Source organism: Arachnia propionica, from assembly GCF_003859805.1.
GTDB classification, from domain to species: Bacteria; Actinomycetota; Actinomycetes; order Propionibacteriales; family Propionibacteriaceae; genus Arachnia; species Arachnia propionica_C.
In genome coordinates this window covers 35,131-46,928 of sequence record NZ_RQZG01000006.1, presented here as the reverse complement: position 1 = coordinate 46,928, position 11,798 = coordinate 35,131, and the positions used below count along the sequence as shown (strand labels likewise).

10 protein-coding genes are annotated in these 11,798 nt (G+C 67.0%); 8 read left to right on the top strand and 2 right to left on the bottom strand.

The genetic code is table 11. The annotated features are described in order from the left end of the window. The first annotated feature begins 36 nt into the window (after positions 1-36). From pta to EII34_RS06510, 6 genes are all read left to right on the top strand, one after another. On the top strand, positions 37-2,097 hold the full coding sequence (pta, locus tag EII34_RS06535; RefSeq protein ID WP_124844152.1) for a phosphate acetyltransferase: 2,061 nt from the start codon (positions 37-39) through the stop codon (positions 2,095-2,097). A gap of 44 nt (positions 2,098-2,141) precedes the next feature. Next, positions 2,142-3,326 (top strand): acetate/propionate family kinase, encoded by a 1,185-nt coding sequence (locus EII34_RS06530; RefSeq protein WP_124844150.1) that lies wholly within the window; start codon positions 2,142-2,144, stop codon positions 3,324-3,326. Positions 3,327-3,338: 12 nt separating this feature from the next. Beyond that, complete coding sequence (locus EII34_RS06525) at positions 3,339-4,217, top strand: 5'-nucleotidase (RefSeq protein WP_260425066.1); 879 nt, start codon at positions 3,339-3,341, stop codon at positions 4,215-4,217. A gap of 121 nt (positions 4,218-4,338) precedes the next feature. Beyond that, entirely contained in the window at positions 4,339-5,115 is a 777-nt protein-coding gene (locus EII34_RS06520; protein ID WP_124844146.1) for an SDR family NAD(P)-dependent oxidoreductase, read from the top strand. 1 nt (position 5,116) lies between these two features. Next, entirely contained in the window at positions 5,117-5,902 is a 786-nt protein-coding gene (locus EII34_RS06515; RefSeq protein WP_124844144.1) for a lysophospholipid acyltransferase family protein, read from the top strand. After that, entirely contained in the window at positions 5,902-7,608 is a 1,707-nt protein-coding gene (locus EII34_RS06510; protein ID WP_124844142.1) for an FAD-binding oxidoreductase, read from the top strand. Before EII34_RS06515 ends, EII34_RS06510 begins: the two co-directional genes overlap by 1 nt. A 98-nt stretch (positions 7,609-7,706) precedes the next feature. Here the strand turns inward: EII34_RS06510 and EII34_RS06505 are convergent, their stop codons facing one another. Together EII34_RS06505 and EII34_RS06500 are read right to left on the bottom strand one after the other, a co-directional pair. After that, positions 7,707-8,627, bottom strand: a complete 921-nt coding sequence (locus EII34_RS06505) for a DUF559 domain-containing protein (protein WP_124844140.1) — start codon at positions 8,625-8,627, stop codon at positions 7,707-7,709. A gap of 160 nt (positions 8,628-8,787) precedes the next feature. Further along, positions 8,788-9,108 carry a BlaI/MecI/CopY family transcriptional regulator gene (locus EII34_RS06500; protein WP_260425065.1) on the bottom strand — a complete coding sequence of 107 codons (321 nt, stop codon included), beginning with the start codon at positions 9,106-9,108 and terminating at the stop codon, positions 8,788-8,790. An 80-nt stretch (positions 9,109-9,188) separates the two neighbouring features. Here EII34_RS06500 and EII34_RS06495 point away from each other — a divergent pair, with 80 nt between their 5' ends. Together EII34_RS06495 and cydB are read left to right on the top strand one after the other, a co-directional pair. Then, positions 9,189-10,700 (top strand): cytochrome ubiquinol oxidase subunit I, encoded by a 1,512-nt coding sequence (locus EII34_RS06495; protein WP_124844136.1) that lies wholly within the window; start codon positions 9,189-9,191, stop codon positions 10,698-10,700. A 13-nt stretch (positions 10,701-10,713) separates the two neighbouring features. Further along, the gene (gene cydB / locus EII34_RS06490) at positions 10,714-11,793 is read left to right on the top strand and encodes a cytochrome d ubiquinol oxidase subunit II (protein ID WP_124844134.1); all 1,080 of its coding nucleotides are present in this window, start codon (positions 10,714-10,716) and stop codon (positions 11,791-11,793) included. Positions 11,794-11,798: the final 5 nt, after the last annotated feature.

Below are 11,798 nucleotides of genomic sequence, written 5' to 3'. Positions count from 1 at the left end.
ACTGCCCGGACGTCGAGGATCGCATAGGCTGGCCCTGTGACCAAGAGTGTTTTCATCGCCGCATCGGAGCGTCAGGTCAACAAGAGCGCCATCGCGCTGGGTGTTGTGGATCTCTTTGCCCGCCGGGTCAAATCGGTGGGTTTCTTCCGCCCCCTGGTGCCCTCCCTCACAGCGGACCCCATCACCACCGCCCTGCTGAACACCAAGGCGGTGTCGGCCCAGACCGCCGAGGACTCGGTCGGTGTCACCTACGAGGACTGGGCCGCCGATCCGGCGGCGAGCCTCGACCTCATCGTCGCGAAGCACGCCGCACTGGCCGAGCGTCACGACGTGACGGTGATCATCGGCTCCGACTTCGCGGACCTGACCACGGGAACGGAACTCGACAGCAACGCCCAGATCGCCGCCAACCTCAACGCACCCGTCATCTACGTGTGCCGCGCCGCCGACCGCAGCATCGAGGAGATGCGTCGTCTGGCGGAGGAGGCCATCGAGGTCTTCGAGTCCCGCGACAACACCGTCGTCGGGATCATGGCGACCCGCGCTGACCGGGCCCGGGCCGAGGAGCTCGCCACCGCACTGCACGAGGTCCGCGACGTGGCCGTCTCCGTCTTCCCCGGGGAGCCGGTGCTGCCCGCCCCGTCGGTCGGGGAACAGTTCGCCGCCGTCGATGCGGAGCTGTGGCGTGGCAACCCGGAGTTCCTGGCGAAGGAGTCGCTGCACACCATCGTCGCCGGCATGACGTTGCCGAACGTGCTGGACTTCCTCACCCGGGAGGCGACGGTGATCGTCCCGGCGGACCGCCTGGACCTGTTGCCGCCGCTCATCATGGCGCACCGCTCCTCCAGCCACGGGCCGCTCGCCTCCATCATCATGACCGGCGGTTTCGAGGTGCCGAGGAGTGTCGCCGACCTGCTCAGCTCCTCCGAGGTGGACCTGCCGATCGGCCGCACGAACCTCGACACGTTCAACACCGCCGTCGTGCTCCAGGGGGTCAACGGGATCTCCACCTCCTCCCCGCGCAAGGTGGAGGTCGCCCGGGACCTGTTCGACCGGCACGTCGACGAGGAGGCGCTGCTGAAGGCCATCGACCTGCCGCGTTCCGAGATCCGGACCCCGACGATGTTCGAGCACCAGCTCATGCAGATGGCGCGTCGCAACCTGAAGCGGATCGTGCTGCCGGAGTCCACCGACGACCGCATCCTGCGGGCCGCCGACATCGTGCTGCAACGCGGCGTGGCGGAGATCATCCTGCTGGGTGACCCGGCCGTCATCGCGCGCCGGGCCGCGGAGCTCGGCCTCAACCTGTCGAAGGCGGAACTGGTCAACCCGACCACCCCGGAACTGGTGGAGCGGTTCGCCGACGAGTACGCGAAACTGCGTGCCCACAAGGGCGTCACCATCGAGACCGCGCGGGAGAGACTCACCGACCTGTCCTACTTCGGCACCATGATGGTCCACCTCGGCATGGCCGACGGCATGGTCTCGGGCGCGGTCAACACGACCGCCAACACCATCCGTCCGTCGCTGGAGTTCGTCAAGACCAAGCCGGGGGTCTCGGTGGTCTCGGGTTCATTCCTGATGTCGATGTCCAGCCGGGTCGTCGTCTACGCCGACTGCGCGGTCAACCCGAACCCGACCGCCGAGCAGCTGGCCGACATCGCGATCTCCTCGGCGGAGACCGCCACCAACTTCGGTGTGGAGCCGCGCGTGGCGATGCTGTCCTACTCGACGGGGGACTCCGGTTCCGGCGAGGACGTGGACCTGGTGCGGGAGGCCACCCGCATCGTGAAGGAGAAGGCCCCGGAGCTGAAGGTGGAGGGCCCCATCCAGTTCGACGCCGCCGTCGACGAGGTCGTCGCGGCGAAGAAGATGCCGGACTCCGAGGTCGCAGGCCGGGCGACGGTGTTCATCTTCCCCGACCTCAACACCGGCAACAACACCTACAAGGCCGTCCAGCGGACCTCCGGTGCCGTGGCGATCGGACCGGTCCTGCAGGGGCTGCGCAAACCCGTCAACGACCTCTCCCGTGGAGCACTGGTCGATGACATCGTCTCCACCATCACCATCACCGCCATCCAGGCCCAGAGCAACTGAGCCCGGCGGGTCGACGAAATCGAAGACAGGAAAAAGGGAATCACGTGTCGAAGCACATCCTGCTGCTGAACTGCGGCTCATCGTCCATGAAGTACCAGCTGTTCGACGCCGAGGCCGGTGAGCCGCTGTCCTCCGGGATCGTGGAACGGATCGGTCAGGAACAGGGCAACCTGGTCCACAAGGTCGACGGCGAGGAGTTCCAGACCCAGCAGCCCTTTCCCGACCACACCGCCGCCTTCACCGGGGTCATCGACGAGTTCACCACGCACGGACCGTCGCTGGACCACGTCGTGGCGGTGGGGCACCGCACGGTCCACGGTGGCTCCACCTTCCGCGAGTCTACACTCATCACCGACGAGGTGATCGCCAAGCTCACCGAGCTGTCGGACCTCGCCCCGCTGCACAACCCGCCGGGGATCGCCGGGATCAAGGCGGCGATGGCCCTGCTCCCGGACGTGCCGCACGTCGCGATCTTCGACACGGCCTTCTTCTCGACGCTGCCGCCCGAGTCCTACACCTACGCCATCCCGAAGGAGCTGAGCCACAGGTACGGTCTGCGTCGTTACGGCTTCCACGGCACCTCCCACGGCTACGTCTCGAAGCAGGCGGCCGTCTTCCTGGGACGTCCCGTCGAGGAGCTGCGGCTGATCGTGTGCCATCTCGGCAACGGCGCCTCGATCTCCGCCGTCGACGGCGGGGTCGCCGTGGACACGTCGATGGGGTTGACCCCGCTGCAGGGGCTGGTGATGGGGACCCGCTCCGGGGACATCGACCCGGGGGTGTTCAAGTTCCTGGCGGGGCAGGGCATGAGCGTCGACGAGATCGACACCCTGCTGAACAAGCAGTCCGGCATGGCGGGGCTGTGCGGGTTCACCGACATGCGTGACGTCGAGGCCGAGATCGAGAAGGGCAACGAGGACGCGAGGCTGGCGATGGATGTCTACGTCCACCGGCTGATCTCCTACATCGGCGCCTACGTCGCGGTGCTGGGTGGGGTGGACGCCGTGGTGTTCACCGCCGGGGTCGGCGAGAACGCCTCGCACGTGCGCGGCCCCGTGGTGCGTCGCCTGGCCCACCTCGGTCTGCGGCTGGACGAGGAGGCCAACCTGGTGCGCAGCAAGCAGCCCCGAGCCATCTCCACCCCGGACTCCCCGGTGAAGGTGCTCGTCATCCCGACGAACGAGGAGTTGGCGATGGCCCAGGACACGCTGCGGGTGATCGGGGCCTGAATCTTGCCCCTGTTGACGCTGGGGGTCGCGAGCAGTGCGCTGTTCGACCTCTCCGAGTCCGACGCGGTGTTCCAGCAGGAAGGACCGGAGGCGTACCGGCATCATCAGCGGGAACATCTCGACGACCCGCTCCCGGCCGGATCCGCGCAGCCTTTCATCCGGCGGTTGCTCGGGCTGAACCGTGTGGTCCAGGATGCGGTGGACGTCATCGTGATGTCGCGGAACAGCCCCGAGACCGGATTGAGGGTGATGCGTTCCATCGAGACCGCAGGTCTGCCGATCAGCCGCGCCCTGTTCCGGGAGGGCAGGAGTTCCTTCGAGTTCATGCCCTCCTTGGGGATGTCGCTGTTCCTGACCTCGCACGCCGATGACGTCACCGCCGCCCTCCGTGCGGGCCATCCAGCGGGCCGGGTCGTCGCGGGGCAGGTCGACGACGAAGGCGGCGAGGAACTACGGGTGGCCTTCGACTTCGACGGGGTGTTGGCCGATGACTCCTCGGAGAGGATCTACCAGGAGGACGGCCTCACCCGTTTCACCGCACACGAGACGGCGATGTCCACCGAACCCTTGCCCCAGGGGCCGCTCGCCGGGTTCCTCCAGGGCCTCAACCGGATCCAGGCTGCGGAGGCGGGGCTCGAGGGGCACACCCCCCTGCTGCGGATCGCGCTGGTCACGGCGCGTTCCGCGCCCGCCCATGAGCGGGCCGTGAACAGCCTGCTGGCCTGGGGTCTGCGGGTCGACGAGGCATTCTTCCTGGGTGGCCGCGACAAGGGACGGGTTCTCGACGTGCTGCGTCCTCACATCTTCTTCGATGACCAGGAGCGCAACCTCCAGGGCCTCAAGGGCACACCCGCCGTCCACATCCCGTTCGGGGTCGCGAACCAGGGCTGAGGTGTCGTCATCCCGATCGGGGTGGGATGACGACAAGCAGCGGGTCGATGAGTTGTCACTTCCCCACCAGTGAGCCGATGGGCATTTCCTCCAGCCCACCAAGGGGGATACCGTTGACCCCATGGCACGAGCACTGATCACCGGAGCGACCGCCGGAATCGGCAACGCCTTCGCCCGCGAACTGGCCGCCCGGGGGTACGACCTCGTGCTCGTGGCCCGGGACCTCGAGCGGCTCGACGCCATCGCGGCGGAGTTCCAGCAGGTCCACGGCGTCGAGGTGGAGGTGCTCCAGGCCGACCTCTCGGTCCGCGACCAGGTGCTCGCCGTCGCGGCTCGTCTCGAGGACACCGAGCACCCCGTCGACCTGTTCATCAACAACGCCGGGTTCGGTCTGCACTCGTCGCTGCTGGACCCCTCGCAGCTGGAGCTCCACGAACGTGCCCTGGACGTGATGTGTCTGGCGATGCTCATCCTCGGCGGGGCTGCCGGACGGGCCATGAAGGCCCGCGGCCAGGGCCGGATCATCAACGTGGCCTCCACCTCGGGAGCGATCTTCACCGGCAACTACTCCGCCATCAAGGCCTGGGCCCGCACCTGGTCCACCGGGCTGGCGTTGGAGCTGAGCGGCACGGGGGTCACCGTCACGGCCCTGCTGCCCGGCTGGGTCCGCACCGAGTTCCACCAGCGCGCAGGCATCAAGGCCCACAACCTGCCGGGCATCGTGTGGATCGACGTGGATCAACTGGTCAGGGAGTGCCTCGCCGACGCCGCGAAGGGTCGTGTCGAGTCCGTGCCGACGTTGAAGTGGAAGATCGCCCTGTTCATCGCCGACCACGGTCCGCGCGGCTTCATCCGCTGGTTCTCCCGGAAGCTCTCCGCCAGTCGGAAGAAGGGCTGAGATGGCCCGTTCCAAGAACCACCGGAAGTACTCCTCCGGTTTCAACGCCAGCGCCCGGCAGGCCGCGCAGATGCTGCTGCTCAAACCGACCATGTGGCGGCTGCTCAAGGTCCACGTCCACGGGCAGTCGAACCTCGACGACCTGCAGGGCGCCTGCGTCGTCTTCGCCAACCACTCCTCCCACCTGGACACCCCCCTGATCTACGGGGCACTGCCGCGCCGGATCTCCAAGTTCCTGGCTGCAGGTGCCGCCCAGGACTACTTCTACGACAAGTGGTGGAAGTCCGGGCCGATGACCCTGTTCTTCAACGGCTACCCCATCGACCGCGGCAAGGACGACGGCCCCGGGAAACGCAACGTGCGGGGCCTGTCGGGAGCGCTGCTCGACGAGGGCGTGCCGCTGCTGATCTTCCCGGAGGGCAGCCGGTCCCGCACCGGGGCGATGGGGCCGTTCAAGCACGGGGTCGCCTCGTTGTGCATCTCGCGGAAGGTACCCGCTGTGCCGATCGCACTGATCGGGGCCCACGACGCATGGCCCAGCTCCCAGAAGGGCCTGCCGAAGGGCCGCCCGAGCGTGCACGTCATCATCGGCCATCCCATGACCCCGTACCCCGGGGAGATCGCCCACGAGTTCAGCGAGCGGATGCGCCGTCGCGTGCTGGAGCTGCATGACGGCACGGCCCGCGCCTACGGGGCCCGCACCCTGGAGGAGTACGCACGCAGCGCCGCACTGGAGGCGGCGAACCGAACCGAACTGCCCGAGGATCCCCAGCCTGAGGAGAAGTGATGATCGACGGCGTCAAGCAGCAGAAGTGGTGGGGCTGGGGTGAGGAGGGCCGCGCCTACCAGCACGCGGACAAGCCGAAGTTCGCCCCCTTCGTGATGAAGCTGACGGGGGTCGACGTCAACGCTCCCGCGAAGGCGCACCCAGCCCTGGCCGAACTCGACGTGCCACCGTCGCAGCTCGGTGCCGAGCTGCGGTCCCGGCTGGAGGAGATCTGTGGGGCAGGTTTCGTGCAGACCGACGACGAGACCCGCGTCGTCCACGGCTACGGCAAGGGGGTGCGTGACCTGATGCGGGTGCGTGCCGGCGACTTCGGCAGGCTGCCGGACGTGGTGGTCTACCCGGGCAGCACCGAGGAGGTCGCGGCGGTCGTCGACGCGGTCGTCGACGCCGATGCGGTGGTGATCCCGTTCGGTGGTGGCTCGAACATCGTCGCGGCCCTGGAGGCGATGCCGGATGAGCAGCGGCAGGTCGTCTCGGTGAACATGGGGCGGTTGAACCGGGTGCTGGAGATCGACGAGCAGTCGGGTCTGGCCCACATCCAGGCCGGTGTGTTCGGGCCGGACATGGAGGAGCAGCTGCAGGCGCGCGGCTGGACGATGGGCCACCATCCCGACTCGTTCGTGTGGTCGACGCTGGGCGGGTGGATCGCGACCCGTTCGTCGGGGATGCAGTCCGACAAGTACGGCGACATCGCGGACATCTGCCGTGGTCTGACGATGGTGATGCCGGGTCAGGTGCTGCAGCTCCGCCCGTTGCCGTCGACGTCGTCGGGCCCCTCGGTCAGGGAGATGGTGATCGGTTCGGAGGGCCGCTTGGGGATCATCACCTCGGCCTGGGTGAACGTGCACCGCATCCCGGAGGTGCGGGAGATCCAGGCGTACTTCTTCCCCACCTACGAGGACGGGTTGAAGGCGTGCGAACAGATCGTCTCCTCCGATGCGAACGTCATGATGGCGAGGGTCTCGGACGCGGTGGAGACGCAGTACATCATGGCCAACGGCAAGAAGTCGTCGACGGTGTCGTCGTGGCTCAGCAAGGGCATCAGCAAGCTCATGGAGGCCAAGGGTTGGGATCTGGAGCAGATCGCGATGAGCTTCATCGGTTTCGAGGGGTCGCGCGCCCACGTCACCTACGTCAAGGGGCTGGTCGGGAAGATCGTGCGGGCCAACGGCGGCATGGGGGTCGGGAAGGGCCCGGGCACGTTGTACGACCAGAAGAAGTACGACACCCCCTATCTCAGGGATTTCATGCTGGACCACGGCATGGTCTGCGACGTCTCGGAGACCACGACGCCGTGGCGGTACGCCGCCGAGATCCATGAGCGCACCGTCGCCCGGGTCCATGAGGCACTGGCGGAGATCGGTAAGCGGGGTGCGGTGTTCTGTCACCTGTCCCACTCGTACCACTCGGGGGCCTGCCAGTACTTCACGTTCGCGATCGCTGACGACTCCGAGACCGCGATGGCCAGCTACGACCACGTCAAGCGGGTGATCCAGCAGTCGTTCATGGACTTCCACGGCACGGTGAGTCATCATCACGGTGTCGGTGAGGAGCACTCGCCGTGGATGGAGCAGGACATCTCCCCGGCGGGGGTGTTCATCCAGCGCACCCTGTTCGAGGGCGTGGATCCGGGACGCCACCTCAATCCGGGCAAGATCGTCCACGAGGGCCGTCCGGGGGTCTCCACCAACGCGTCGCAGCCCTGAGCCCCGTCCCACGCGTGCGTCTCCCTCACGTTATGTCATTTCAGTGAGTTTTCGGGCATGTTCTGGACGAAACGCATGACAGATGCCCGAAATCCCTATCATTTCCGACACCGGTGGCAGGGCCTCGGCTCCCCCTGCCAGCCTCGCTGCCGCAGGGCATCAGCCACCTCACGGGCGACACGGCACGGCTCCTGGACCACGTCGCGCCAGCCGTAGCGCAGCGTTGCCCAGCCCAGACGGAGCACGGTCCGGTTGTCGCGACGACGATCGCGGTCGTCGTCGTGGAACTCCCGACCATCCAGTTCGATCACCAGCCGGTACTCCGCATAGCTGCCGTCGAAGACGGCACCGCGCAGCCGGGCGTCCTGTCGGGTGAGGGTCGGCAGCCGGTGGGCCCGCTCCACCCACATCCAGTAGTGCCATTCCAGGATGCTGTGGATCCCACCACCGGCCTGGCCGGCCAGGTCCATGACGGTGTCACGGTGGTGAGCCCTCGTCGCCGAGGTGAAGGCCTCGACGACGGCCTGGGAGGTCGTACGGCCCCGGGCGAGCGCCTGGGTCACCGCCGCGACGGTCTCGTCCTGGCCGACCCGCAGCGAGTGGTCCACCAGCGCCTCGGGGACCGGGAGGCGTCGTGGGTTGCCCATCCCCGGGCGGTTGCCCTGGCAGAACTGGATCCAGTGCTCCCCCACCCAGAAGTGCCGACGCACCCTGCCCCTGGGCAGCCAGATCGGGATCAGGGCGGGTGCCCCGCGGGTGATCCCGTGCAGCCGCAGCGCCGCCTCACCACCTGCGACCGCACCGTCGCCGCCCCTGAGCAGTCCCGCCCAGAGCGCGGATTCCCAGGTCGGTTCGATGGCGCAGACGATGCCCTGCCCGAGGCGACGCCAGCCGTTGCGGCGGAGCCGACGGATGACGTCGTGGCTGAGACCACTGGCGGTGATCTGGGCGACGGTGAGCACCCCGGCCTGCTGGGTGGCGAGCTCCATGAGCGTGTGGGGAAGTGGTGTGGTCCTCATGCCTACACTCTGGGCACGCGGATCTGTCATCGGTCATCGAGGACGAAAGCTGTGGATTGATAGGGATTTCGGGCATCAGTCATGCATTTCGTCCATAACATGCCCGCAAACTCACTGAAATGACATAACGTGCAGGGGCGACGCGAGCGAGAGGCGCGCGTCAGGGGCGTTGCAGCGACACGTTGAACAGTCTCAGGGTCTCGGCCAGGACGGGCTCCGGCAGTCCTGCGACGACCTCCCCCAGTTCCCTGGCCAGGACGACGGCCTGGGGCTCGGCCGCCTCGTACCTCCAGCTCCTCCCGACGCGGTGGCGACTGGCCAGGCCCTTCTTCGCCAACCGGTCCAGCACCGTCATCACCGTCGTGTACGCCAGCTCGCGTTGCGGGGCGAGCATCTCCTGCACATCCGCCACGGACAGTGGCCGCTTCGCCCCCCACAGCAGCACCATCACCCGGTGCTCCAGCTCTCCCCTCGATGCCATGGGCGGCATTCTATGCCTGAGCGTAGGGGACATGTAGTCCGAATCTTGCGTCGCACGAACAGCCGTAGTAGCTTTCGCGCATGGATCCGGTCACAATCGCCCGGTGGCAGTTCGGCGTCACAACTGTCTACCACTTCCTCTTCGTGCCCATCACCATCGCGATGTCGATGCTGGTGGCGGTCATGCAGACGATCTGGGTACGCACCGGCCAGCAACGTTTCCTCCGGCTGACCAAGTTCTTCGGCAAGCTGTTCCTCATCAACTTCGCGTTGGGTGTGGTCACCGGCATCGTCCAGGAGTTCCAGTTCGGCATGAACTGGTCCGAGTACTCCCGCTTCGTCGGCGACATCTTCGGTGCCCCCCTGGCCCTGGAGGCCCTCATCGCGTTCTTCCTGGAGTCCACCTTCATCGGGCTGTGGATCTTCGGCTGGGACCGGTTGCCGAAGAAGATCCACCTGCTGTGCATCTACGCCGCCGCCATCGGGACCGTCATCTCGTCGGTGTTCATCCTGGCCGCGAACTCGTGGATGCAGAACCCGATCGGCGCGAAGTACAACGAGGCCCTCGGACGGGCCGAGCTCGACGGCGTGGGCGGATTCGTGGAGATCCTCACCAACCCGCTGCTGTGGTCCGCGATCCCGCACGTCGTCACCGCCTCCTACATGGTGGCCGGTGGCCTCATCGCCGGCATCGCCGGATGGCACCTGGCCCGCGCCAACGGCAACGACGACGTCCCCGCCGACGACGTGCTGGCCTACCGCTGGGCCGCGAAGTTCGGGGCGTGGGTCCTGATCGTCGCCTCCGGGTTGACCTTCTTCTCCGGTGACGCGCAGGCCAAGGCCATCACCATCATGCAGCCGTACAAGCTGGCGGCCGCCGAGGGTGCCTTCGAGGACACCGCCGACTTCTCGCTGCTCACCATCCCGAACGCCGACCAGACCGAGGCCGCCGTCGAGATCAAGGCCCCGGTGCCCGGCGTGCTGTCGTTCATCGCGGGGGTTCCCGAGATCAAGGGCATCAACACGATCCGCGAGGAGTACCGGAACCAGGGCTTCGTCGACTACCACGGCAACCAGACCCAGCTGCAGCAGCAGTACGCCGAGCACGTCAAGGCCTACATCGCGGACCTGGAGGCCCGGGGCAAGGAGTTCGACCCCATCCCGGACGTCAACGTCGCCTACTGGAGCTTCCGCGCCATGATGGCGCTCGGTGGAGCCGGGCTCCTGATCGGTGTCTACCTGCTGTTCGCGCTGCGTGGCGGTCGCTCCCCGAAGCCGTCGAAGCTGTTCACCACCCTCATGGCCGCGATGCCACTGATGCCGCTGTTCGCCATCTCGTTCGGCTGGATCTTCACCGAGATGGGACGGCAGCCGTGGCTGGTGACCGGTGTGATGCCGACCTCGGCTGGCGTCTCCCCGACGGCGAGCGTCGGTGAGGTGCTGTTCTCCCTGATCGTCTACACGCTGCTCTACGGTGTGCTGGCGGTGATCGAGGTCAAACTGTTCCTGCACTACACGGTCAAGGGACTGCCCGATGTCACCGAACCGAAGGTGACCTCCGACCCCGACGCCCCGATGTCGTTCGCTTACTGAGGTGCCAGTTCCCATGTTCCTTCTCGAGACCGCCACGACCCTCACGGGTGTTCCGCTGCTGAACACCATCTGGTTCCTGCTCATCGCCGTGCTGTGGATCGGCTTCTTCTTCCTGGAGGGCTTCGACTTCGGTGTGGCGATGCTGCTGCCCATCCTGGGACGCGACGACAAGGAGCGTCGCGTCCTGGTCAACACGATCGGCCCGAACTGGGACGGCAACGAGGTGTGGCTGCTCACCGCCGGTGGCGCCACCTTCGCCGCGTTCCCGGGCTGGTACGCGTCGTTGTTCTCCGGGCTGTACCTGCCGTTGCTGTTGATCCTGGTGGGACTGATCCTGCGCGGTGTGGCCTTCGAGTACCGCTCGAAGAGCCCTGATGCGCAGTGGCGCCGCATGTTCGACTGGTTCGCGATCGTCGGGTCGTTCCTGCCGTCCCTGGTGCTGGGGGTCGGGTTCGCGAACTTCGTGATCGGGCTGGCCAACGACAACCTGTTGTGGAACGGCGACTTCTTCGGGCTGTTCGGGCCGTTCGCCCTGCTGGGTGGGGTGCTGTTCGTGGTGCTGTTCCTGGTGCACGGGGCCACCTTCGTCGGGCTGAAGACCCGCGGCAGGATCCAGCACCGGGCCGAGGCCTTCGTCCGTCGGGTCGGCTGGGCCGCGGTCGCGCTGATGGCGCTGTTCGTGTTCTGCCAGCAGACCTTCCACCCCGCCAACAGCGAGTTCGGTGACTTCACGCTCGTCGGATGGCTGCTGGCCGTGGTCGCGGTGCTGGCCCTGGCCGGGTCGGTGTTCATGACCGGTCACAGGTCACGGGAGGGCTGGGGTTTCGTGCTGGGTGGTCTGTCCATCGTGGCGCTGTTCTCCGGCATCTTCGTGCGGCTCTACGGCAACCTGGGCTTCACCCAGGACGTCACGGTGGCCGCCGACCAGCGGTTGAACATCCTCACCGCGGCCGCATCGGAGACCACCTTGACCCTGATGACGTGGGCGACGGTGATCTTCCTGCCCATCGTGCTGGCCTACCAGGCATGGAGCTACTGGGTGTTCAGCCGCCGGGTCAGCACGAAGAACATCCCCGACGGGATCGTGTACTGAATTGT

What these genes read in the sequence shown, in the direction of transcription:
- EII34_RS06520 (WP_124844146.1), top strand. Translation starts at nt 4,339, where the DNA reads ATGGCACGAGCACTGATCACCGGAGCGACCGCCGGAATCGGCAACGCC.
- EII34_RS06515 (WP_124844144.1), top strand. Translation starts at nt 5,117, where the DNA reads ATGGCCCGTTCCAAGAACCACCGGAAGTACTCCTCCGGTTTCAACGCC.
- EII34_RS06510 (WP_124844142.1), top strand. Translation starts at nt 5,902, where the DNA reads ATGATCGACGGCGTCAAGCAGCAGAAGTGGTGGGGCTGGGGTGAGGAG.
- EII34_RS06505 (WP_124844140.1), bottom strand. Translation starts at nt 8,627, where the DNA reads ATGAGGACCACACCACTTCCCCACACGCTCATGGAGCTCGCCACCCAG.
- EII34_RS06500 (WP_260425065.1), bottom strand. Translation starts at nt 9,108, where the DNA reads ATGGCATCGAGGGGAGAGCTGGAGCACCGGGTGATGGTGCTGCTGTGG.
- EII34_RS06495 (WP_124844136.1), top strand. Translation starts at nt 9,189, where the DNA reads ATGGATCCGGTCACAATCGCCCGGTGGCAGTTCGGCGTCACAACTGTC.
- cydB (WP_124844134.1), top strand. Translation starts at nt 10,714, where the DNA reads ATGTTCCTTCTCGAGACCGCCACGACCCTCACGGGTGTTCCGCTGCTG.